Raw genomic sequence first — 22,970 nt, 5'->3', positions numbered from 1 at the left:
GTCCGGTCCGCCTGCGTTCGGGCGGGCGGACCGGCCCCGGGGCTGCGCGAAGGCGCCGGCCAGGGCTCGCGTCCGCCGGCGGGAGCGCGGCCGGGACGGCGTACTGGCTCCGTGGCGTTGCGGTGAGTCGAAGAGGAGTGGAAGGCTGGATGTCGGCACCGGCATGGGCAGGCCCAGATGCCACCCGGTTCCGCGGGGGCGCAGCTCGAGCCCAGGGGCCCGTCCGCCCGCACGGCGAACGCGGTGACAGCGGGTCGGCCCGCACCACTTGGAGGTACCCGTGGACAGCGCCGACGGATGGGGAGACGACGTCTACCAGCCCGACGGATCCGAGGTTCAGGACGACGCCGGCCTGCTCGACGCCGAAGACACCCTGGAATCCGACGGCGTGAGCGACCCTCTGGACCGGGGCTGGTCCCCGCCGGAGCGGCCCTGGGCGGTGGAGCGCAGAGATGTGACCGCGGCCGAACGGCATCGCGGCGAGACGCTGGAGGAACGCCTGGCAGAAGAACTGCCGGAAGTCGCACCAGCTGATGGAGACGGTATCGGCGACTGCCCGGACTCCGATGGCGAGGCCCTGGACGACGAGGTGGGCGCCACACGATCCGGACGTCTCGTAGCCCCCGACGAAGGTGCGCACGAGGACGAGGAGAGCCGGCTGATCGCCACCGACGTGGGCATCGACGGCGCCGCGGCATCGGCGGAGGAGGCCGCGATGCACATTGTCGACGGGGACACCCTGTCCGGCTGACACCACCGTCACCGCACCCTGCCCGCACGCAGACTCCCCACGGCTCGAATCCATCCGGCCGGGGACGGCGACGCGCCCCGCTCTCCGGCCGCCGACGCCTGCGCCCTGGCGGGCGGCCCAGGCCACGGCTACGCCCCGTCGGCCGCAGACAGCGACACGTGAGCAGGCTGCGGTCGGCCCGGTCGGCACGCGGCTGCCCCGGGTGCCGGTGGCGGGAGCGCGGCTGCCGGTCCGGCTGACCGGGGCGCTGCCCGCGAAGTCGGTGGACTCGGTGGAGTCGCTCAGATGACGTTGAGCGCGGCCGCGCAGCCCACTCCGCCGAGCAGCATGAACGCCGGCATCAGCACCTTCAGCTCGACCCAGCTGCCCGCCCGGAACCGCATCGCCTTGGGCGGACCCACCGGGTACCAGCGCTTGCGGCCGACCGGTATCGGCCACAGGATCGGGCAGCCTGACACCGTCAGCGCGTCCCCGATGTCGTGCACCAGCGCGCCGAGGACGACCGGGAGCCCGAGCCACAGGTACTCCTGGCCCGGCGCCGTGAACAGCCAGTCGGAGCCGTTCCCCGGCTTGTCCAGGACTCCGGCGAGGATCCAGGCGCTGGTCGCGGCCAGCAGCCAGACCAGGACATCGCTGCTGGACCCGCGGGCCGCCCGCCACAGCAGGCCCTCGATGGCGAGCACCATGTGCACGAAGAGGATCGCCAGGACCGCCCAGCGCTCCCCTGTGATCGCAAGGACGGAGGTGCCCGCGCCGATCAGCGCCGCCCACAGCCAGGTGTGCGTAAGCGTGCGGTGCCCACCCGAGCGGCGTGGATCGCCCTGCTTCTTCGTCCCCTTGTAGATGGCGTACGAGAGCTTGTCGACGATCTCGCACAGTCCCCGTGAGAGGGGTCCGAAGGCGCGCGAAATGGTGGCCGCCTTGTGGTCGAGGTCCGGGGCGAGCGCGGCGCCGGCGCAGATCAGCGCGCCGACCAGGAGGACCGGCCAGGGCATCGTGTGACCCGCGGCGGCGGCCGCGGCTCCGACGCCCAGCCAGGCGGCGGCCCCCGACAGTGAGTGTGCTGGTCCCATCATGGCCGTGCCACGCCCCATTCCTCGTGTACCGGCGTCCAGTTGCATATGTGCACTGACGCCCCGTCGGCGCCACAGCGTAGCGTTCGTGATCTTCAGGCCGACAACCGATTCCCTCATTACGGGGGATCACAGGCAAGATGGGAGCGTGACCCTTATCGATCAGCTGCCGCAGACCGCAGATCCCGACGCCCTCTACGAAGCCTTCGAGTCGTGGGCCGGGGAACGTGGTCTCACGCTCTATCCCCACCAGGAGGAGGCGCTGATCGAGGTGGTCTCGGGTGCGAACGTGATCGTGTCGACACCCACCGGCTCGGGCAAGAGCATGATCGCCGCCGGTGCGCACTTCGCGGCGCTGGCCCGTGACGAGGTCACGTTCTACACGGCGCCGATCAAGGCGCTCGTCTCGGAGAAGTTCTTCGAGCTGTGCAAGATCTTCGGCACCGAGAACGTCGGCATGCTGACCGGCGACGCCTCTGTCAACGCCGACGCGCCCGTCATCTGCTGCACTGCCGAGGTGCTCGCCTCCATAGCGCTGCGCGACGGCAGGAACGCCGACGTCGGCCAGGTCGTCATGGACGAGTTCCACTTCTACGCCGAAGGCGACCGCGGCTGGGCCTGGCAGATCCCGATCCTCGAACTGCCTCAGGCCCAGTTCATCCTGATGTCGGCCACGCTCGGCGACGTCTCGATGTTCGAGAAGGATCTCACCCGGCGGACCGGCCGGCCCACCGCGGTCGTCCGCTCGGCCACCCGGCCCGTGCCCCTGTCCTACGAGTACAGGCTGACGCCGCTCACGGAGACGCTCACCGAACTCCTCGAAACCAAGCAGGCTCCGGTCTACATCGTCCACTTCACCCAGGCCCAGGCCGTGGAGCGGGCACAGGCACTGATGAGCATCAACATGTGCTCGCGTGCGGAGAAGGACCAGATCGCCGAACTGATCGGCAACTTCCGATTCACCACCAAGTTCGGACGCAATCTCTCCCGCTACGTACGGCACGGCATCGGCGTGCACCACGCCGGCATGCTGCCCAAGTACCGGCGTCTGGTGGAGAAGCTGGCCCAGGCCGGTCTGTTGAAGGTCATCTGCGGCACGGACACTCTCGGTGTCGGCGTCAACGTCCCCATCCGCACCGTGCTGTTCACGGCTCTGGCGAAGTACGACGGCAACCGGGTGCGCACACTGCGCGCGCGGGAGTTCCACCAGATCGCGGGCCGCGCCGGCCGGGCGGGCTTCGACACGGCGGGATTCGTCGTCGCCCAGGCACCCGAGCATGTCGTCGAGAACGAGAAGGCCCTCGCCAAGGCGGGAGACGATCCGAAGAAACGCCGCAAGGTGGTCCGGAAGAAGGCGCCCGAGGGATTCGTCGGCTGGACGGAGAACACCTTCGACAAGCTCATCGCGTCCGATCCGGAGCCTCTCACCTCCCGCTTCCGGGTCACACACACGATGCTCCTGTCGGTGATCGCCCGGCCCGGCAACGCCTTCGAGGAGATGCGCCATCTCCTGGAGGACAACCACGAGCCGCGCAAGCAGCAGTTGCGGCACATCCGCCGGGCGATCGCCATCTACCGCTCGCTCCTTGACGGCGGCATCGTCGAGAAACTCGACGAACCGGACGCCCAGGGCCGCATCGTGCGTCTGACGGTCGATCTCCAGCAGGACTTCGCGCTGAACCAGCCGCTGTCCACCTTCGCTCTCGCCGCGTTCGAACTGCTGGAGCCTGAGTCCCCCTCCTACGCGCTGGACATGGTGTCCGTCGTCGAGTCCACGCTGGACGACCCCCGGCAGATCCTCGCCGCTCAGCAGAACAAGGCCCGCGGCGAAGCCGTGGCGGCGATGAAGGCGGACGGCGTCGAGTACGAGGAGCGGATGGAGCGGCTCCAGGACGTGTCGTACCCCAAGCCGTTGGAAGAGCTCCTCTTCCACGCGTACAACACCTACCGCAAGAGCCACCCTTGGGTCGGTGACCATCCGCTGTCGCCGAAGTCCGTCATCCGTGACATGTACGAACGGGCCCTGTCCTTCACCGAGTTCGTCTCCTTCTACGAACTCGCCCGCACCGAGGGCATCGTGCTGCGTTACCTCGCGAGCGCGTACAAGGCTCTCGACCACACGGTCCCGGACGATCTCAAGTCCGACGACCTCGAAGACCTGATCGCCTGGCTCGGCGAGATGGTGCGTCAGGTCGACTCCAGTCTCCTCGACGAGTGGGAGCAGCTCGCCAACCCGGAGGAGATGACGGCGGAGGAGGCCCAGGAGAAGGCTGACCAGGTCAGGCCGGTCACCGCGAACGCGCGTGCCTTCCGGGTCCTCGTCCGCAACGCCATGTTCCGCCGTGTCGAGCTCGCCGCACTCGACCACGTCGAGGAACTCGGCGAGTTGGACGCCGAGTCCGGCTGGGACGCCGACGCCTGGGGCGAGGCCATGGACAAGTACTGGGACGAGTACGACGACCTCGGCACCGGTCCCGACGCTCGCGGCCCCAAGCTGCTGCTCATCGAGGAGGAGCCGCAGAACGGCCTGTGGCGCGTCCGGCAGACCTTCGCCGATCCGAACGGCGACCATGACTGGGGCATCAGCGCGGAGATCGACCTGTCGGCTTCCGACGCCGAGGGACGTGCCGTCGTGAAGGTCACCGACGTCGGCCAGTTGTGAGCACAGGAGAACGTGACAGATGACGAACCCAGCCGAACGACTCGTCGATCTGCTCGACCTGGAACAGATCGAGGTCAACATCTTCCGTGGCCGCAGCCCGCAGGAGTCCCTGCAGCGGGTCTTCGGCGGGCAAGTGGCGGGCCAGGCCCTGGTCGCCGCCGGCCGAACCACGGACGGGGAACGGCCCGTGCACTCACTGCACGCGTACTTCCTGCGCCCGGGTCGGCCGGGCGTGCCGATCGTGTACCAGGTCGAGCGGGTCCGCGACGGGCGGTCGTTCACCACGCGCCGCGTCACCGCCGTGCAGCAGGGCCGCACGATCTTCAATCTGACCGCCTCCTTTCACAAGCCTGAGGAAGGGAGCTTCGAGCACCAGCTGCCGCCGGCTCGCAAGGTCCCCGATCCTGAGTCGCTCCCGACCGTCAGTCAGGAGATCAAGGAGCATCTGGGCGTGCTCCCCGAGACGTTGGAGCGCATGGCCCGACGTCAGCCCTTCGACATCCGCTACGTGGACCGGCTGCGCTGGACTCGTGAGGAAGTCGAGGGTGCCGAACCGCGCAGCGCCGTATGGATGCGCGCCGTCGGGCCGCTGGGCGACGATCCGCTCGTCCACACATGCGCGCTCACCTACGCGAGCGATATGACCCTCCTGGATGCCGTGCGCATCCCCGTGGAACCGCTCTGGGGTCCGCGCGGCTTCGACATGGCCTCGCTGGACCACGCCATGTGGTTCCACCGGCCGTTCCGCACCGACGAGTGGTTCCTGTACGACCAGGAGTCACCGATCGCCACGGGGGGCCGCGGTCTGGCGCGCGGACGCATCTACGACCGGGAAGGACGTCTGCTCGTCTCGGTCGTCCAGGAAGGACTTTTTCGCAAGCTCGAGGCCTGAGGGGTCAGGGGTTTCTGCGGCGCAGCCATCCGAGAAGGCCGCGCGAGCGTTCCGGTTGCCCGGTGGTCGTCGGTGGTGGCGGGGCCGGAGGCGCGGGCCTCGCTGTCGGACGCGGCGCGGGACGCTCCGCCCGGGCCTCCGCGATCGCGTTCGCCAAGTCGCTGCGAAGCCAGTCGATCTCGTCCGGGTCCTCGGCCGTCATGATCCGCGCGGCGATGTGCGCGGCGGGCGAACCGGGTGCACCGTGGGGTGGCTGTTCCGGCCGGTAGCGGTTCAGATACGCGCGTTCGTACGGATCGTCGATGATCTCCCCGATCTGCACGGGGTCGAGCAGGGAGGCCACGGCCGCGGCCCGCGCCCAGGGGTCTTCGGTCTGCCGCAACAGAAATCCGACATGCCGTCCCCGCCAGTTGCGGGCCCGCAGATCCAGGCCCGCGTCCAACTGGTCGCGCAGCCCTTCGGGCGTACGGCCGCTGAGCAGTGGGGCGTTCTCCTCGCTCGCGGCGAACTGGCGTACCTCCTCGGCCAGATACAGCCAGACCACTGCCCGGTAGCGGTTCAGGTAGAACTTCACGGGAGCGAGCAAGCCCAGGCGCGCGAGCCGTGTGAATCGGGCCGCCGTCACGTCCATGAGAGCCGCGCCCTGCGAAGTGCCCACGACCTTGACATTTTTCCGCAGTGCGTCGGGGAAGCCGTCCTCGGATCGCACCCGGTCGATCTCCGCACGGGCCACGCGCCGGCCCCCGCCCCCTTCGTCCGGCACCGTCCGGATGCGTCCGAGGCGGACGGCGAGGTCGAACTCGCCCCGCTTGAGCCCCAGTTCTCGCGCGGCGCGGCTCTGTACGAGCGATGGGCGGGCCTGCGTGATGGTGTTTCCGGACATGGTGGTTCTCCCCCGTACAGCGACGTGCACTTGCGTGCCCTTGCCCTGCTTGCGCCCGACTTGCGTGCGCTTGCTTCGGGAAAAACCGTAGCCGGTCCGCAACGTCTCGCGCCGAGCCTGTGGATAACTCTGAACGCGTCGACGTCCATGCAGGTCAGAGGTCTACAGCGGGTGCGCGTTCCGGCTGTCGCGCATCGACGCGGAGGTGTTCGCCGACGCGGTTGACGAGCAGCGTCATCTCGTACGCGACCTGGCCGATGTCTGCCTCGGCCGCGCTGAGTACGCACAGACAGCTGCCGGCGCCCGCCGCCGTGACGAAGAGCACCGCGTCATCGAACTCGATCATCGTCTGGCGTACCTGGCCGGCGCCGAAGTGCCGACCCGAGCCCTTGGCCAGGCTGTGCAGGCCCGACGAGACGGCGGCGAGGTGCTCGGCGTCCTCGCGCCTGAGTCCCGTGCTCGCGCCGGTCACCAGCCCGTCGTTGGACAGCACCAGCGCGTGCCGCACATGTTCCACACGCTCGGTCAGGTCGTCCAACAGCCAGCCAAGTCCCTGCTTCTGCGCCATGTTCCGTCTCCCCGTGTTGTGATCCCCCCTGGCCGGGGGATCTGACCAGCCAGCCTTCCCCACAGCCGCCGCGCGAGCAAGCAGGATGGGGGCATGGCACAGAAGATGACCGATGAGGAATGGCGGGCCTTCGTCTCGCAGGGCACCCGCACTGGCAAATTGTCGACCGTCAGGGCCGACGGAAGCCCGCATCTGACACCGATCTGGTTTCTGCTCGACGGGGACGACGTGGTCTTCAATACCGGGAAGAGCAGCGTCAAGGGGCGGAATCTGGCACGGGACGGGCGAATCGCCCTGTGCGTGGACGACGACCGCCCTCCGTACGCCTTCGTGGTCCTGCAGGGACGAGCCCGCATCTCGGAGGATTTGGCCGAGATACGGCTTTGGGCAGGGCGGATCGGAGCGCGCTACATGGGTGAGGAGCGGGCCGAGGAGTTCGGTGCTCGCAATGGCGTGCCCGGCGAACTCCTCGTACGCGTAAGGATCGAGAAGGTCCTCGCTCAGGCAGCTGTCGCGGACTGAGCGAGTCGCATGTCAGCCGACGGAGTCGAGCAGCCGGGCGGTGTGCATCCGCCCGGCGTACTCGACGAGACGTATCAGCACCTCCTTTCCCGAGTCGCGGTCACGGGCGTCGCAGAGCACCACGGGTGTTCCCTGGTCGAGGTCGAGGGCGCGTGACACCTCGTCGCCGCCGTACGAACGCGCGCCGACGAAGCAGTTGACAGCGACCACGAACGGGATGCGCCGGTGCTCGAAGTAGTCCACCGCGGGAAAGCAGTCCTCGAGGCGCCGGGTGTCCGCGAGGACGACGGCGCCGAGCGCGCCCTGTGACAGTTCGTCCCACAGGAACCAGAACCGGTCCTGTCCCGGCGTGCCGAACAGGTAGAGCGACAGGCCGGACCTGATGGTGATGCGCCCGAAGTCCATGGCGACGGTCGTCGTGACCTTCTCGTCCACGCCGTCCGTGTCGTCCACCGACTGACCCGCCTCGCTCAGCAGTTCCTCGGTGCGCAGGGGCCTGATCTCGCTGACCGCGCCCACCAGCGTGGTCTTGCCCACGCCGAACCCGCCGGCGACCAGAATCTTCAACGCCAGGGCGGCCGTCTCGGCGTTCGTGGCATCGGAGTGTTCGGAGACCATCGATCACTTCTCTCGGGAGTAACGGCAACGGTCGACGTCAGTGCGTCCGCGCGAAGTCAGCATCATGACAACCGCGGCTCGACTTCGTGTGGTTGGACCGCTAATTGACCGTTGTGACCGTCTCGCGCACATCCGGTGCCCGGTTGAGTGCACACCAGTGCGTGGGAACGGTCGTCGGGAGTTCTGGTTCGTCATCACAGCGCTCGCAGTCCCTCGATGACTTCGCGCAGGATGCGCTCGTCGGGCAGCTGTGCGGGCGGCACCGGGCGGCTGACCGTGACGCATCCCAACTCCAGGAGGTCGCCGAGAAGCACCCGGACCACGCCCACGGGCAGGTCGGCGCCCGCGGCCAACTCCGCGACGGACTGTGTCTCGACACGACAGAGTTCGATCAGGGCGAGGTGTTCCGGGCCGAGAGAGCTGTCGTCGCCGACGTCCGGGGCTCCCGCGTCGAGTGTGACGAGCGCGATCAGGTCGAAGCGCACGCCCGTGGGACCGGGCTTGGTGCGTCCGCCCGTCATCGCGTACGGGCGGACGAGCGGCCCGGCCTCGTTGTCGTACCACTGACTCCCCGGCTGCTCAGGAGGGCCCGCTCTGTCCTCGCTCATGTGCGCCGACCCCCTTCGCTCACCCGGACACGGGCGGTCGCGCGGCGCCACGTGGCGCTGCGTCGAGATGCTCGCCCACACGCTTGACCAGACGGGCCATCTCGTAGGCGACCAGCCCGATGTCGGCCGTCACGGCGCTGAGTACGGCGAGGCAGGAGCCGTCGCCGGCGGCCGCCACGAACAGGAAACCGTCGTCCATCTCCACCATGGTCTGGCGTACGCCGCCCACACCGAAGTGTCGGCCGGCGCCCTTGGCCAGGCTGTTGAAGCCCGAGGCGACCGCGGCGAGGTGCTCCGCGTCCTCCCGTCGGAGGTCGTTGGACGCGCCCACCGCGAGCCCGTCGTTCGACAGCACCACGGCATGCCGTACTTCACCGACGCGCAGCACCAAGTCGTCCAGCAGCCAGTCGAGTTCACCGGCCCGCTGTGCGGTCGCCATGCCCGGGTCCTGGATCATGCGGGGTCTCCTTCGCTGCTGTCGCCGCCCGCTACGGGGCCGGAGGTTGCGCCGAGGCCGGGTGAACGGCCGCCGCCGCGGGCCCAGCCGGCGCGATAGGCGGCCATACGGTCCCGTACCAGTTCGGGGGTGCGTCCGTGGTCGTCCTGAGGGGGCGCCGATTCCGTCGCCTCGTCAGGTCGCTCCACACGCAACTGCGGTGCGAGACTTGCTTGTCGTACGCGTCGCGGGAGCTCGTCGGACTGCTCGGGCTCGTCAGTCGGGCGGTGCAACCTCAGGGTGGTGACGCCGGGCGGCGGGGCTTCATGCGGTCCGTCCGCCGGGGCTCGCATGGGGTTGTGCGCCGGGGCAACCAGGGCGGGTCGCTCGGCCAAGGCCTCCACGGAGTCCTGCTCCGTGGCAGCGCCGGGCACACGCGCGTGCTCACGTTCCGAGGGCTGTGCGGTCTCCGCCCGGTCGGCACCGGAACGTTCCGCCGCAGCGGTGTGCAGCAGGGGTGTGGGAAGAAGCACGACCGCGGTGGTGCCGCCATAGGGCGAGGTCCGCAGGTGCACCTTGATGTCGTGCCGGGCGGCGAGCCTGCTCACCACGAAGAGTCCCAGCCGGTCGCTGTCGAACAGGTCGAGCGCCTCGGACCGCTCGATGCGGAGGTTGGCCTCGAAGAGGGTCTCCTTGCCCATGCCGAGGCCCCGGTCCTCGATCTCCACCGCGTAGCCGTTGCCGACCGGCTCGCCGGTGATCCGCACTTTGGTGTGGGGCGGTGAGAACTGGGCGGCGTTCTCGACGATCTCGGCGAGGAGGTGTGTGAGGTCGGCGACAGCGGCTCCGACAACCAACGTCTCCGGGAGTTGCCGTACCTCCACGCGCGCGTAGTCCTCGACTTCGGAGACGGCCGCACGGACCACGTTGGTGAGCGACACCGGCATGCGCCAGGCCCGGCCGGGAGCGGCTCCGGAGAGGATGATCAGGCTTTCCGCATGACGGCGCATCCGCGTGGTCAGGTGGTCGAGCCGGAACAGGTCGCCCAGCTCGTTCGGGTCCTCGGATCGGCGCTCCATGCTGTCCAGCAGGTTGAGCTGGCGGTGCACGAGAACCTGGCTGCGGCGGGCGAGATTGACGAACACTCCGGAGATGCCGCTGGCGAGCTCCGCCCGTTCGACCGCGGCGTGCAGGGCTGCGCGGTGCACGGTGCTCAGGGCCTCCGCGACCTGTCCGATCTCGTCCTCCGCGGGCGGTCCGGGCGGGGTTTCGGCACGGACGTCGATCTCCTCTCCCGCCCGCAGCCTGCGCATGGCGTGCGGGAGTTTGCGGCGGGCGATCTCCAAGGCGCCGTTGCGCAGGCTCACCAGCTCGACGACAAGGCCGCGTCCGATACGGACGGAGATGACGAGCGACGCCGCCACGGCGACCAGGCCCAGGAGGACCGCGGCACCCGCCGGTGAGAGCAGGCCGCGACGGAGTGGGTCGGCCCGGTCCGCGACACCATGACCCGCACCCGCCTCGATGGTCCGCATGTCGTCCTGCACGCGCGCGTGGGCGCCATTCCAGGCCGCTTCCCGCGTGGCATCAATGGCCCTGTGGCCGGGCTGGGTCACGAGCACCTTGTCCTCTACGGCGCGTATGCCGGCATACGCGCTGCCCTCCGCGAGGTCGTCCCAGGCGGCCCGCTCCGGCCCTCGCAGATCCGCGACAGCGGACTCGGTGAGCAACCGGCGTGTGTCGACGGCACCGGTGAACAGCCGCAGCCGCTCTCCTTCGAGGGTCCCGGCGAGCCGGGCGCCGGAGAGCACCGCGTCCTCCTGTGCCAGCGCCTCCCCCGCGCGCGAGAACTCGAGCACCACGCGCGCGTCCGAGCCGAGATCCGCGTCCTGAATTCCGGTGAGCGCGCCGCCGACTGCGAAGGCTGTCGAAATGGTCTCGGTGTACTGGGCGTATGTCTCGTTCCACTCGGTCCGCCGGTCGAGCACCGCGGATCGCAGGGAAGACAGTTGTTCGGCCCGGGTGACGAAGACAGCAAGGCGCTGCGCCACCCCGGAGGGGAGCTCTTCGCTGTCCGCGACGGTGTTGCGGTCCCCGAGCCGCAACTTCGCCACGGCCCGGTCCGTACGCGACGCCAGTTCCCTGAGGTCGCTCTCCCGCCCGGCGGCGGGGGTGGTCGCATGGCGCACCGCGGCGGTGCGCTCGGCCTGGAGGGCGGCCACGGCGGCGGCCACCGGGGCACGCACCTGGGAGTCCACCCGTTGCAGCTGCCGCAATTGTGAGACGTCCTGAGCGGTGGTGACGGTGGCGTACGCCCAAAGTGCGAGCAAGGAGACGACAGGCACCATCAACAGGCAGACGATCTTCGCCCGTACGGTGCGGGGACGAGGGCTCCAAAACCCCGCGCGCGTGGGTGTATCGGTGAGCGCCGTGCCGTCGGGCTCTTGCGGGGCGGAGCCTTCGTCTGCCGGTGGGCCGGCGTGCGCGCGGCGCCCCCGAACCGGAGTCGGGGACGATGGCTGGGAGCCGTCTGTGGGGGTCCTACGGGGTGTACGCATGGCCTCCTCGCTCGGAGTGGTTCGGGGGGCGCGTGCCTGGTCGCCAGGCCGGGCCCGCCGTCAGGGGGCGACGCTCTCGACGGGTCGCTGGGCCGATGCGGATGCCTCGCGTTCCCCAGCCGTCGGGGAGAGCGCGACGAACGCCGATGTCAGAAAGAGGTAGGACCCGAGGCCGACGGCGAGGGGGAAGATGAACTGCATCGCCGTGGCCCCGGGCAGGGCCACCCCGGAGGGGGAGACACGCACACTTACAGCGATCATCCCGGTGTAGTGCATGCTGCTCACCGCCCCTCCCATGACGAGGGAGGCGACGGCGACCGCGATCGGCGACTTGATGTTCAGCGCCGCCCACAGGGCCGCGGTCGCCGCGACCACGGCGATCACGACGGAGGTACCCACGAGCACCGGGTCGTAGTTCACGTCACCGTGCAGCCTCAGCGCGGCCATGCCCAGGTAGTGCATGCTCGCGACACCCAGACCGGTGGTGAGGCCACCGAGCACGAGCGCCCGGCCACGGTGACGGCCATAGCCGACGGCGAAGACGCCGGCACCGACGACGATCATGGCGACGAGCAGGCTGAGGACGGTCAGTGGCACGTTGTAGCGGATGTCGGTGCCGCTGACACCGAAGCCGAGCATCGCCACGAAGTGCATCGTCCAGATGCCGGTGCCGATCGCGGAAGCCGCGGTGAGCAGCCAGTTGCGGCGCGACCGTCCCGACGCGCCGAGAGCGCGGACCGTGCAGCGCAGCCCGAGGGCGGCCCCTATGCAGGCCATCACGTACGACAGTACGGGCGTCAGCCAGCCGAAGGTGGCGTGGTCCAGGTGTCCCATGGCTCCGGGACGCTAGTCCCGACCGGGGCGCGCAAAGGGGGCGCGTTTCGAAAGCTGCTGGAATATGACGCAGAGCTGCACCGGAACGATCGCGCCTTGCTCGAACATGTGCGCCGCGTCGCGTTTCGCCTCGGCGCCGATCATGCCGGTCCGTGTGGGTGCGAGATCATGCGAAGCATGAGCGACGACCACACACACGTGCAGGAGTTCTTCGCGGCCCGCGCGGCCGAATGGGACGCCCGGTTCCCCGACGACGGTCCGGCGTACGCGGCGGCGGTCGCCGAACTCGGACTGCGGAAGGGCAATCGCGTGCTCGACGCGGGCTGCGGCACAGGACGAGCACTGCCGCCGCTGAGAGAAGCCGTGGGGCCTTCCGGAGTGGTTGTCGGCGCTGATCTGACCCCTGCCATGCTGGAGGCCGCGGTACGGGCGGGGCGGGACCGGGCGGGACAGCTGCTGCTCACCGATGTGGCCGCGCTGCCGTTCCGTTCGGAGTCACTCGACGCCGTCTTCGCGGCAGGGCTCATCGCTCACCTGCCGAACCCCGCAGAAAATCTACGGGAGTTGGCACGGGTCGTGCGGCCCGGCGGGATGCTGGCGCTCTTCCACCCGATCGGCCGGGCCGCCCTCGCGGCGCGCCAGGGACGGCAGATCACACCGGACGACCTGCGCGCCGAGGACAACCTCGGCCCGCTCCTGGCCGGCTCCGGTTGGCGTATGACTTCCTACGTCGACGAGGACGCCCGGTTCCTCGCACTGGCCGTGCGCCAGAGCTGAGGACGTCCGCCAGAGCTGGGGACGTCCGCCGGATCAGCGCATATACCCGGCTCAGGCGCATACCCCGGCTCGGGGCATGTCCTACGCCGCTCCGGCAACCACCGCAGCGAATGCGTCCGGGTTGTCGAACATGATGTTGTGCCCCGCACCGGGAACGGTCACCACCCGCACTCCCGCGGACTCCAGGGCTTGTCTTCCCGGGATTTCGCCACTGAGGGCACCCTGAAGGTAGACGCGGTCGATCGGCAGGTCTTCCAGGATGTCGCGCATCGTGGGGCACGATCCCCGGGCGAGTCCGGTCGCCGTCCGGTGCAGGGCTCGTGGCCCGGCGAGCCTCATGGTCGCCGCCCACAGAGGGCCGATCCTGTCCAGCACGCGCGCGTGGCCGCCGTCGACGTAGGCGTCCTCCTCGTAGGAGGCGATGCCGCTCTTGCCGGCGGTGTCCGGCGGGTACGGATCGAGGTTGGCTTCCGTGAGGACGAGCCTTGAGACAAGGTCGGGCCGCCGTCGGGCGAGCACGATCGCTACCGCGCCGCCCATGCTGTGCGCGATCAGCTCCGCTCTCGCGACACGGGCCTCGTCGAGAGCCGCCGCCAGCGCGTCGGCATGATCCTCCAGCGTGTAGCCGAAGTGTTCGGGCCGGTCACTGATGCCGTGCCCGGGCAGATCGACGAACAGCGAGCGGCGGCCGGCCAGTTCGGGCCGGGCCGCGATGTGTGCGTGGTAGACGGCCGACGCCGCGCCCAGCCCGTGCACGTACACGCGCGCGGGCTCGTCGCCCGTCGTCTCCGTCCAGCGTATGAGGCTTCCCCTGCCGTCGAACTCGGCCTGCTGCATCGCCACGCTCCCTCACCACCTCGCGTCTCTCCGGGATGATACCTCGGATCCGATGTATAGCTGATGCGATGTACCACGATGGCAGGGCAGAATGGAGGCATGCTGGAACTCGCCATCCTCGGCTTCCTGTATGACGCCCCGCTGCACGGCTACGAGCTGCGCAAGCGCATCACGGCGCTGACAGGGCACGTACGGCCCGTCGCCGAGAGCACGCTGTATCCGGCGATCAAGCGGCTGGAGAAGGCCGGGCTACTGGCCCGGGCGACGGAACCCGGTGCCGTAGCCGCTCCGCGTCATGTCCTGACGCTCACCGAGGACGGCAGACAGGAACTGCGCCGCAGGCTCAGGGACCCCGTGCAACGCGACATCACCGACGAGAACCGCTGGTTCACGGTGCTCGCCTTTCTCCGGCACCTCGATGACGCCGCCGCTCAGGCGGCCGTGTTGCGGCGGCGACTCGCGTTCCTGGAGGAGCCCGCGAGCTTCTTCTACGAAGGCGACCGGCCGCTGCGGGCGGAGGAGTTGGACGATCCGTTCCGGAGCGGCATCCTCACCATCGCGCGAGCCACGAGCCGTGCCGAACTCACCTGGCTGCGGTCCACGATCGACTCACTCGACGAGAGTGCCAACTGATGTCCGCGCGGTTACACGCAGGGCGCCCCGCCGCGGCGAAGCAGGTAACGGCTGGACGCGGTGCCGTGGCTCTTCACAGCACCGCCCCCCTTCTGATGCCGGAGCTTCAACTCTACGTTGAATAGCGACAGATGAGCGCTCAGCGATGGCACACACACAGGGGGAAGGTGGCCCGAAATGACCGACATAGTGGCTGGACTCCGCAGGCTGTTCTCACGCCGGGCAACGGCCGGGTCCGAGAAGGACAGCCGTCCGGAAAAGCGCACTCACAACCTGTTCGAGGCGGCCGCGGCCTACGTGTCGGCGTGTGCCGAGGACGACCAGGACCGGATCGACGAGGCAGCGACCTGGGTATCACCCGAGGCGCTGTCGTTCGGGGTCAATGAGCTGGCGTGCCGGGCTGTCATCGCCCTCGCGCGGGAACGTGACGAGTCGCCCGGGGACGTCGCGCGAACGCTCCTCGGCCTGCCCGCCGTCTGACGTCGGCGGGGCTGCTTGTTCAGGACGGAGGACCGGAAGCATGCCGGACGGCCCACCCGGCGGGCGTGGAGGACGGCCGTTTCGCCCCTGTCCGGCCGGATAACTGCAGCTCCGCGTGCACTCATGGCCCGTGACAAGCGCCGAGGGATCGCATTAGTGTGCGCCGACGGACGTAGCGAAGGGGAGACTGGGATGGCCGGGCCGGACGACGACACCGTCACCGCAGAGGACGATGACGCGCTGTATGTGCTGACGGCGGTGCTCTTGACGCCCGCGCAGTTCCCCAGTGTGCTGGGCGACGACTACCCGGAGGCCTGCGCGGCCCTCGGAATGGCTCCGCTCGCCGACGGGTACGGCCTGGTACTCGGGCAGGACGGGGACGGGGCACGGTGGACGGTCGTCATCGACGACGTCTCGCTGGTCGCCGTCGCCATCGCGTCCTGGGACTGTGGCATGGAGTACGACCTGTCGCCCGACGAGCGCTCGATGGTCGCGGCGCTGCCCGGGTGGCCGCTGGCCGTCGCCGTCGCGGCACCCGGTGTGCCCGCCCCGCACGACCCCGCGCCCGAAATCGCCGAGCAGCAGCCGCTGTCGCCGCCGGACACCTCCATTTGGGGCCCGGCCCAGCGAAGGCTCGGCGCCGACGAGATCGCGCTTCAGTGGGCGGCCTGGCGGGAGCAGATCAAAGACGAGGAGTTCAGGCGTCCGGACGGCGATGCGGCGACCGAGAAGCCCTCACAGGGCGATGACGAGCCGGCGGAGGGCGGCGACAGCGGGAGCGGGCCGCGCAGCGGCATACAGCGCGTGCTGGCGGAGGCTCGGGCGTATGTGGACACGCCGCCGCCCCTCGGCCGCGTGCGCTCGTCCTTTGCGCCAGGTGACGCGCGGACCCTTCGGGCCGACGGTCCGGGCTGGTCGATGGTGGCCAGAACCGACGACATCGCCTTCGTCCTTCTCGATGAGAAGCCCGGCGAAATCCTTCCCGTGGGCCGCGGACCGGAGCTGCCCGGCCTGCTGGACGCACTCGACAAGATGGCCGTGCGCCCGAGCTGAGCCCGGCCGTACGACCTTCCCGCAATCCGCAGCACTCCGGGGCACACACAGCCGCCCGCGGACCGTGCCGACGGCAGGCCCACGAGCAGCGATGTGGTCAACTCTTGTGCTCCGGAGGGAGCTGGCGCGGTCGGCGGGTGCCTCAGCGGCCGATCTCCTTGCGAGTGACGCGGCGCAGCCTGCGCCGCTGTGAGGGGTCCAGCGTCAGATACGCTGCCGCGGGAACTCCCAGAACGATCAGCAGGGCGGCCCACCAGGGCAGCCAGATGAGCAGGATGAGCCCGGCCGCCACACCTCCTGCGGCGATCTTCGCGTTCTTCGACATCTTGTGTCGCCTCCTTCGCGGCCACTGCCGCTCTCTGCCTTGAGAACGGGTCCGTGCCCTCGGCGGTTCCGGACCGCGACCCTGATAGGACCCTGAGGCGCGACCCCTACTCGCCCCTGAGGGGCGCTCCGACCTCGTACATGTGGCGCAGGGCCTGACGGTAGGAGTCCACGAGCCCCGTCTCCACGTAAGGGATACCCAACTCTCGGCAGTGTGCGCGCACCAGGGGCTGGACCAGTCGCAGATGGGGGCGCGGCATGCTCGGGAACAGATGGTGCTCTATCTGGTAGTTGAGACCGCCGAGGAACCAGTCGGTGACGATGCCGCCCCGGATGTTGCGGGAGGTGAGCACCTGGCGGCGCAGATGTCCCCAGCGGTCCCCCTCGGGGTCGGGCATGTCCATGCCCTTGTGGTTCGGCGCGAAGGCCATGCCCAGGTGCAGGCCGAAGAGCGCCTGGTGGAGTGCGGCGAAGGCGAGGGCCTGCCCGAGGGACATCGAAGTGAGCAGCAACGTCGCGTAGGCGGCGACATGGGTCACCAGAAGGAAGCCCTCCACCATGCGCTCACGAGGAGGCTGCCGACGCAGGTCCTGGAACCCGTAGACCTTCAGGGCGATGCCTTCGAGGAGGGTGAGCGGGAAGAACAGCCACGCCTGGTTGCGGGTGAGCCAGCGGCGAAAGCCGGCACGCCCTCGGGCCTGCTCGCTGGTGAAGACCAGGATGTCGGCGGCGACGTCAGGGTCCTTGTCGATGTGGTTGGGGTTGGCATGGTGGCGGCTGTGCTTCTCGTTCCACCAGGCATTGCTCATTCCGAGCAGCAGATTGCCGTGAATGAGTCCGATCGCGTGACTCATGGACCGGTTTCCGGTGATCTGGGAGTGGCCCGCGTCGTGGCCTATGAACGCCGTCCGTGCGGACAGGACGGCGAGTAGCGGCGCCAAGAGCAGCACCCACCAGGAGTGGCCGATCAGGACGACACCGACGACGACAGCGGCCAGGGCCAGGGCGTTGCCCACGATGCCGACCGCGTACCAGCCGTGCCTGCGGTCAAGGAGACCTTGGCCCTTGACGGTGCGCAGGAGCGGCGCGAACTCACTGCCCTTGGAAGCCCCGGGAGGGCTTTCCGCGAGAGTTGCGGCGGTCTGGGGCATGGCGGGGTCTCCGGTCTCTCAGGGAACGGGTTGATGTGAAGAAACGTACGAATCGGTGACCCTGGGCGACCATGGCGCCACCACCCGTGTCCATACTGGGGAACCCACCCGCACCCAGGGGGGACCTGACAACACCCCCAAGCAAGGTGACCCGTCTCACAGCTTCGCCATGCCTGCGAGAGCGCGGATGCGGTGTATCCTCGGCGATTCTGTCAAGTAGTCAAATTTGAGGAATAAGTTATCGCTGTGCAGAGAAGTCCCGTGGTAACCCTCTCCGAGATCTCCGAACTGGCCCGCTGCTGTGCCGTGTTCGTGCCCGCCGAACCGGCCCGCACCGGCAGGGTCGCCTTCTGGCATCCCGACGGCGACGGCACTCCTGTCGTCGCATCCGGCTCCGTCGAGGAACTGACCGTCGTCGTGCCCGGCGACGACGGGGTCGAGCTGATGACCGTCCCGGCGGTACTGCTCCCGGTGCGAGCGGCGCTGCCGGTCCTCACACGCGCGCGTGCCGCCGCGCACGCGCACAGAGCCACCGCCTTCTGGGGTGCGGCAACCGTGCTCGCGCTGCAATTCGCCGCGCGCGGACTGCTGTTGCCCGGTCTCAGCGCCGGCGACCACGACGCGTGGCGTGCCGGACCGCTCCGGGCGGACGAGGTGGAGCGGATCCGCGAACTGGCCGCCGCGATGCCGCCCCAGGCGCATGCGGTCCCGGCCGACGAGACCGAGCCCCTGCGTCTGCCCGACCCGGAGCGGCTGGTGCGTGCGTTCCTCGACGCGGTCGCCGACGCGCTCCCCCGCTCCGCGGCGGCGACGCTCGCAGCGGGCGGCCCGGCCTTCGCGGCGGCCCCACCGCAGCACATCCCCGAGCAGCGCGCATGGGCCGCCGACGTCGCTGCGGGGCATGACGCGGGCGTACGGATCTCGTTGCGCATCGAGGTGCCGGGCCTCGCCTCAGCCGTGTCGGACGAGACACGCCTGCCCTTCCGTGCGGTGCTCCAGCTGCACAGCGTGAACGATCCGGCCCTGGTCGCGGACGCCGCCGAGGTGTGGGCGGGATCGGACTCGCCGGGCCCTGTCTTCGGGCCGCGCGCGCGAATGGACGCCCTGCTCGCGCTGCGTCGCGCCGCACGAGCCTGGGCTCCGCTCTCGCCCCTGTTGTCGGCAGCCGTGCCCGACGCGATCGAACTCGCCGACGAGGAGGTCACCGAGCTTCTCGGCGAAGGTGCGCGGACGCTGACGGCCGCGGGTGTCGAGGTGCACTGGCCCAAGGAGCTCGCGCGCAAACTGACGGCCCGCGCGGTGATCGGTCCGCCGGACGACCAACAGGTCACGGGCAGTCTGTCGTCGGACACACCGTCGTTCCTGTCGGCCGACGCGCTGCTGGCATTCAACTGGTCGTTCGCCCTGGGTGATGAGCGGCTGACGCGACAGGAGCTGGACCGGCTCGCCGAGGCGAGCCGCCCCGTGGTTCGCCTGCGTGACCAGTGGGTGCTCGTCGACTCGCAGGAGGTGCGCCGCGCCCGTGCACAGCAGGATCGCAAGGTCACGCCCATCGACGCGCTGAGCGCCGCTCTGACGGGTTCCACGGAGCTCGACGGCCACAGTGTCGACGTTCAGCCCACGGGGTGGCTGGCGACGCTGCGTGAGCGGCTCTCGGACCCGGAGGCTCAGGACCCGGTCGGACAGCCCGCCGCGCTCGCCGCGACGCTGCGGGACTACCAGTTGCGGGGCCTCAACTGGCTGGCCCGGATGACGTCGTTGGGGTTGGGCGGATGTCTCGCCGACGACATGGGTCTGGGCAAGACGATCACGCTGATCGCCCTGCATCTGCACCGGCAGACCGACGAGTCGGCAGCGGGTCCCACGCTCGTCGTCTGCCCGACATCGCTGATGGGCAACTGGCAGCGCGAGATCGAGCGGTTCGCTCCGGGCACCCCTGTGCGCCGTTTTCACGGCCCCAGGCGAAGCCTGGAGGATCTGGCCGGCGATGAGTTCGTGCTCACGACGTACGGCACGATGCGGCTCGACGCAGAGCGGCTGGCCGGAGCGTCATGGGGCATGGTCGTGGCGGACGAGGCACAGCATGTGAAGAATCCGTACTCGGACACGGCACGCCGGCTACGGACGATCGGCGCACGCGCGCGCGTGGCGCTCACCGGAACTCCGGTGGAGAACAACCTCTCCGAGTTGTGGGCGATTCTCGACTGGACCACCCCGGGACTGCTGGGCAGGCTCGGCACGTTCCGCACCCGGTACGCGCAGGCCGTCGAGGGTGGTCAGGATCCGGCCGCGGCGGATCGGCTCGCCCAGCTCGTACGACCGTTCCTGCTGCGCCGTCGCAAGTCGGACCCTGGCATCGCACCCGAGCTGCCGCCGAAGACGGAGACCGACCGTGCGGTGTCGCTCACCAAGGAGCAGGCGGGTCTGTACGAGGCGGTGGTCCGCGAGACTCTGGCGGAGATTTCGGGCGCCGACAACATGGCTCGGCGCGGCCTGATCGTGAAGCTGCTGACCGGGTTGAAGCAGATCTGCAATCACCCGGCGCAGTTCCTCAAGGAGGACAGTCCGAAGATCGCGGGTCGCTCCGGAAAGCTGGAGCTGCTCGACGAACTGCTCGACACCATCCTCTCCGAGGGAGCGGGTGTTCTGGTCTTCACCCAGTATGTGCGGATGGCGCGGCTGATCGAGCGCCATCTGGCGGCACGGGGCATGGCGTCCCAGTTCCTGCACGGCGGCACCCCCGTCGCCGAGCGGGAGGCCATGGTGCGACGCTTCCAGGAGGGCGAAGTGCCGGTCTTCTTACTGTCGTTGAAGGCAGCGGGCACGGGCCTGAACCTGACACGGGCCGAGCACGTCGTGCACTACGACCGCTGGTGGAACCCGGCCGTCGAGGCTCAGGCCACCGACCGCGCGCACCGCATCGGCCAGACGCGGCCCGTGCAGGTTCACCGGCTGATCGCCGAGGGAACGATCGAGGACCGCATCGCGGACATGCTGCTGCGCAAGCGGGAGTTGGCGGACTCGGTGCTCGGCTCCGGGGAGTCGGCGCTCACCGAGCTGACCGACACCGAACTGGCCGACCTGGTGGAGCTGCGAGGAGGCGACCGATGAGCGACCCGCACAACGACAACCTGGAGCGCACCTTCGACGCGCTGCCGCCCGCGCGCGGGCGGGGCTTCGCGCAGACGTGGTGGGGGCAGGCCTGGCTGAAGGCGCTGGAGGACGCGGCACTGGACTCGGAACAGGTGAAGACGGGCCGCAGTCTCGCGCGCGGGGGAACCGTGGGAGCCGTCTCGGTGCGCCCCGGGCGGATCACCGCGGTGGTCCAGGACCGGGACCGCACGCCTCACCGCGCGGATGTCCTGCTCCAACAACTGTCCGAGGACCAGTGGGACCGGTTCCTGGACATGGCCGTCGAACAGGCCGGGCACATCGCGGCGCTGCTCGACCGCGAGATGCCGCCGCATCTGGTCGAGGACGCGGAGGCGGCCGGCGTCGAACTCCTGCCGGGCCTGGGGGATCTGGAGCCCGAGTGCGACTGCGGCGCGTGGGACCACTGCGGCCACACCGCGGCGCTGTGCTACCAGGTGGCGCGGCTGCTGGACCAGGACCCGTTCGTACTGCTGCTGATGCGCGGTCGTGGCGAGCGCGAACTGCTCGATGAATTGCAGGTGCGCAGCGTCCCCCTTCCCGAAACGGTCCCCGTATCGGATGAGCCGCACCAGGGGGTGGACGCCGCCGAGGCGTACGCGGCGGCGGACATCCTGCCGCCGTTGCCCGCGACTCCTCCCCTGCCCGGAGAACCGGGACAGCCGCCTTCGCTGGACACGGAGGCAGGGCCCGGGCCCGGGATCGATCCGGGCGCGCTCACGTTCCTGGCGACGCAGACCGCCCGCGAGGCACACCGTCTGCTTGCCGAGGCGCTCTTGCCCGGGCACGAACAGCGTCCCGTGGGGGAGGAGTTGACGCTCTCGCAGGACGCCGTACGGCTGGCCGCGGGCGCCCCCGGGAATCAGGCGACCACTCGGCTCGCCGAAGGATCGGGCCGCGACCTCGGGGCGCTTTCGCTCGCTGTCCGTGCCTGGGAGTACGGGGGTGTGGCCGCGCTCGACGTACTCGACACCGAGTGGGTGGTGGAGGCGGAAACGCTCGCACGCGCGCGTGCCGCTCTCGAGTCCGCCTGGGAGGAGGACGAGCGGCCGTCGCTGCGCGCGTACCGCAACCGATGGACCGTCGTCGGCGCATCGGCACAATTGCGGCTGGGGCTCGACGGCCGCTGGTGGCCGTATCGCAAGGAACGGGGGCGATGGGCACCGGCGGGTCCGCCGGCCCAGGACCCGGCCACGGCACTCGCCCTGGCGGAAGGCAACGAATGACCCCGACACCGCCCGCCATATGAGTGGTTGACGCCGGGCGTGTATCTACCGGCCGTGCCCGCATTTTTCCTGGAGCACGCGCGCGTGCCCCAGAACACGCGCGCGTGGCTCACGCCAACGGCTTGGTGAGCTTGCGGTTCCCGCCGACGTCCGCGGCCAGGCTGCACGCGACGCTGTCTATGCCGAGGCCGAAGCCGGTGGGATCCGGATACTGCACCAGGGTGCCGCGCACGGTCCCGGCCGGTTGCTTGACCGCCTTGGCCTGCAGCGGCTTCTCGCAGAGCGCCGATGCCGCCTTTTTGAGGGCGGCATCGGTCTTGTAAGTGCCCTCCAGCTCGGCCATCTTCACGACTTCCGCGTCATGCGCCGTACGGCACGACCGTTTCGTGGCCTGGCCGGGCCTGCTGTCGTCGGTGTTGAAGCAGTCACCGGCCTTCAGCATGTAGTACGGCACTTCATCGCCCTCGGGAGACGGCAACAGCGACTCCAAGTCGCTCGACGGGCCGCTCGGCAGCAGATCGGACGGCACGTCGGAGGGCAGGGACGGCAAGGAAGGCAGTCGGCTGGGCACCTCCGAGGGGATGCTCAGCGACGGTGTGGGCGTACGCTCCGCCGTCCCGCTGCTCTCAGCCGGCGACTTCCCGCCCGAAGAGCCGTTGTCGCTGGTGGCCACCAGCACCACAGCGGCGACGACCCCGACCGCCACGATGATGGCAAGCAGGACGAAGAGAGCGTTGCGGCGCCCTCCCGGCCCGCCGGGTGCGCCGGGCGGCGGCGGTGGCTGCCAACCGCCGCCGCCCTGCCACGGCGGGCCACTGCCTCCAGGAGGAGGTCCGTAACCCCCGGGAGGCGGGCCGAAGCCGCCGTTGCCCGGAGGCGGTGTGTCATCCGGCGGCCGAGGGGGCTGGGGCGGTAAAGGCGGCATGGCCATACC

23 protein-coding genes are annotated in these 22,970 nt (G+C 69.8%); 10 read left to right on the top strand and 13 right to left on the bottom strand.

Annotated features, from left to right (window positions below):
- The first annotated feature begins 280 nt into the window (after positions 1-280).
- Complete coding sequence (locus FE633_RS02240) at positions 281-751, top strand: DUF5709 domain-containing protein (RefSeq protein WP_138043312.1); 471 nt, start codon at positions 281-283, stop codon at positions 749-751.
- A gap of 281 nt (positions 752-1,032) precedes the next feature.
- On the opposite strand, the gene FE633_RS02235 is transcribed toward FE633_RS02240, so the two are convergent.
- Complete coding sequence (locus FE633_RS02235) at positions 1,033-1,827, bottom strand: metal-dependent hydrolase (protein ID WP_138043310.1); 795 nt, start codon at positions 1,825-1,827, stop codon at positions 1,033-1,035.
- Between the two features lie 145 nt (positions 1,828-1,972).
- On the opposite strand from FE633_RS02235, the gene FE633_RS02230 reads away from it, so the two are divergent.
- Positions 1,973-4,486, top strand: coding sequence for a DEAD/DEAH box helicase (locus FE633_RS02230; protein ID WP_138043308.1), 2,514 nt, complete (start codon positions 1,973-1,975; stop codon positions 4,484-4,486).
- 19 nt (positions 4,487-4,505) lie between these two features.
- Positions 4,506-5,378 (top strand): acyl-CoA thioesterase, encoded by an 873-nt coding sequence (locus FE633_RS02225; protein WP_138043306.1) that lies wholly within the window; start codon positions 4,506-4,508, stop codon positions 5,376-5,378.
- A 4-nt stretch (positions 5,379-5,382) separates the two neighbouring features.
- On the opposite strand, the gene FE633_RS02220 is transcribed toward FE633_RS02225, so the two are convergent.
- Complete coding sequence (locus FE633_RS02220; protein WP_138043304.1) at positions 5,383-6,261, bottom strand: DUF6397 family protein; 879 nt, start codon at positions 6,259-6,261, stop codon at positions 5,383-5,385.
- A 154-nt stretch (positions 6,262-6,415) separates the two neighbouring features.
- Positions 6,416-6,829, bottom strand: a complete 414-nt coding sequence (locus FE633_RS02215; RefSeq protein ID WP_138043302.1) for a roadblock/LC7 domain-containing protein — start codon at positions 6,827-6,829, stop codon at positions 6,416-6,418.
- 93 nt (positions 6,830-6,922) lie between these two features.
- On the opposite strand from FE633_RS02215, the gene FE633_RS02210 reads away from it, so the two are divergent.
- Positions 6,923-7,351 carry a PPOX class F420-dependent oxidoreductase gene (locus FE633_RS02210; protein WP_138043300.1) on the top strand — a complete coding sequence of 143 codons (429 nt, stop codon included), beginning with the start codon at positions 6,923-6,925 and terminating at the stop codon, positions 7,349-7,351.
- Positions 7,352-7,363: 12 nt separating this feature from the next.
- Here FE633_RS02210 and FE633_RS02205 read toward each other — a convergent pair whose 3' ends face one another.
- From FE633_RS02205 to FE633_RS49125, 6 genes are all read right to left on the bottom strand, one after another.
- Positions 7,364-7,969, bottom strand: a complete 606-nt coding sequence (locus FE633_RS02205) for a GTP-binding protein (protein ID WP_138043298.1) — start codon at positions 7,967-7,969, stop codon at positions 7,364-7,366.
- Positions 7,970-8,163: 194 nt separating this feature from the next.
- Entirely contained in the window at positions 8,164-8,577 is a 414-nt protein-coding gene (locus FE633_RS02200) for a DUF742 domain-containing protein (protein WP_138043296.1), read from the bottom strand.
- Positions 8,578-8,596: 19 nt separating this feature from the next.
- Positions 8,597-9,034: a roadblock/LC7 domain-containing protein gene (locus FE633_RS02195; RefSeq protein WP_138043294.1), complete on the bottom strand. Its 438-nt coding sequence runs from the start codon at positions 9,032-9,034 to the stop codon at positions 8,597-8,599.
- Positions 9,031-11,571: a sensor histidine kinase gene (locus FE633_RS02190; RefSeq protein ID WP_138043292.1), complete on the bottom strand. Its 2,541-nt coding sequence runs from the start codon at positions 11,569-11,571 to the stop codon at positions 9,031-9,033. Before FE633_RS02190 ends, FE633_RS02195 begins: the two co-directional genes overlap by 4 nt.
- A gap of 60 nt (positions 11,572-11,631) precedes the next feature.
- Positions 11,632-12,405 (bottom strand): MHYT domain-containing protein, encoded by a 774-nt coding sequence (locus FE633_RS02185; protein WP_138043290.1) that lies wholly within the window; start codon positions 12,403-12,405, stop codon positions 11,632-11,634.
- Positions 12,406-12,417: 12 nt separating this feature from the next.
- Positions 12,418-12,549: a hypothetical protein gene (locus tag FE633_RS49125; protein WP_281291096.1), complete on the bottom strand. Its 132-nt coding sequence runs from the start codon at positions 12,547-12,549 to the stop codon at positions 12,418-12,420.
- A 33-nt stretch (positions 12,550-12,582) separates the two neighbouring features.
- On the opposite strand from FE633_RS49125, the gene FE633_RS02180 reads away from it, so the two are divergent.
- A complete protein-coding gene (locus FE633_RS02180) occupies positions 12,583-13,182 on the top strand; it encodes a class I SAM-dependent methyltransferase (protein WP_138043288.1) in 600 nt (199 codons plus the stop codon).
- 81 nt (positions 13,183-13,263) lie between these two features.
- On the opposite strand, the gene FE633_RS02175 is transcribed toward FE633_RS02180, so the two are convergent.
- Positions 13,264-14,019, bottom strand: a complete 756-nt coding sequence (locus tag FE633_RS02175) for an alpha/beta fold hydrolase (protein WP_138043441.1) — start codon at positions 14,017-14,019, stop codon at positions 13,264-13,266.
- A 99-nt stretch (positions 14,020-14,118) separates the two neighbouring features.
- Between FE633_RS02175 and FE633_RS02170 the strand changes: the two genes are divergently transcribed.
- From FE633_RS02170 to FE633_RS02160, 3 genes are all read left to right on the top strand, one after another.
- Positions 14,119-14,652 carry a PadR family transcriptional regulator gene (locus FE633_RS02170; RefSeq protein ID WP_138043286.1) on the top strand — a complete coding sequence of 178 codons (534 nt, stop codon included), beginning with the start codon at positions 14,119-14,121 and terminating at the stop codon, positions 14,650-14,652.
- 177 nt (positions 14,653-14,829) lie between these two features.
- On the top strand, positions 14,830-15,132 hold the full coding sequence (locus FE633_RS02165; RefSeq protein WP_138043284.1) for a hypothetical protein: 303 nt from the start codon (positions 14,830-14,832) through the stop codon (positions 15,130-15,132).
- A 192-nt stretch (positions 15,133-15,324) separates the two neighbouring features.
- Positions 15,325-16,185, top strand: a complete 861-nt coding sequence (locus FE633_RS02160; RefSeq protein ID WP_138043282.1) for a hypothetical protein — start codon at positions 15,325-15,327, stop codon at positions 16,183-16,185.
- 142 nt (positions 16,186-16,327) lie between these two features.
- Here FE633_RS02160 and FE633_RS02155 read toward each other — a convergent pair whose 3' ends face one another.
- A complete protein-coding gene (locus tag FE633_RS02155; protein WP_119105388.1) occupies positions 16,328-16,510 on the bottom strand; it encodes a hypothetical protein in 183 nt (60 codons plus the stop codon).
- Between the two features lie 106 nt (positions 16,511-16,616).
- Positions 16,617-17,660: an acyl-CoA desaturase gene (locus FE633_RS02150; protein WP_138043280.1), complete on the bottom strand. Its 1,044-nt coding sequence runs from the start codon at positions 17,658-17,660 to the stop codon at positions 16,617-16,619.
- A gap of 261 nt (positions 17,661-17,921) precedes the next feature.
- Between FE633_RS02150 and FE633_RS02145 the strand changes: the two genes are divergently transcribed.
- The gene (locus tag FE633_RS02145; protein WP_425473135.1) at positions 17,922-20,771 is read left to right on the top strand and encodes a DEAD/DEAH box helicase; all 2,850 of its coding nucleotides are present in this window, start codon (positions 17,922-17,924) and stop codon (positions 20,769-20,771) included.
- The gene (locus FE633_RS02140; protein ID WP_138043276.1) at positions 20,768-22,036 is read left to right on the top strand and encodes an SWIM zinc finger family protein; all 1,269 of its coding nucleotides are present in this window, start codon (positions 20,768-20,770) and stop codon (positions 22,034-22,036) included. Before FE633_RS02145 ends, FE633_RS02140 begins: the two co-directional genes overlap by 4 nt.
- 109 nt (positions 22,037-22,145) lie before the next feature.
- On the opposite strand, the gene FE633_RS47700 is transcribed toward FE633_RS02140, so the two are convergent.
- The gene (locus FE633_RS47700; RefSeq protein ID WP_212747147.1) at positions 22,146-22,961 is read right to left on the bottom strand and encodes a hypothetical protein; all 816 of its coding nucleotides are present in this window, start codon (positions 22,959-22,961) and stop codon (positions 22,146-22,148) included.
- Between the last annotated feature and the right edge of the window lie 9 nt (positions 22,962-22,970).

Origin of the sequence: Streptomyces montanus (assembly GCF_005786655.1) — a bacterium.
Lineage (GTDB): Bacteria > Actinomycetota > Actinomycetes > Streptomycetales > Streptomycetaceae > Streptomyces > Streptomyces sporangiiformans.
The sequence above is the reverse complement of the archived record's forward strand: the minus strand, read 5'-3'. Positions and strand labels throughout refer to the sequence as shown.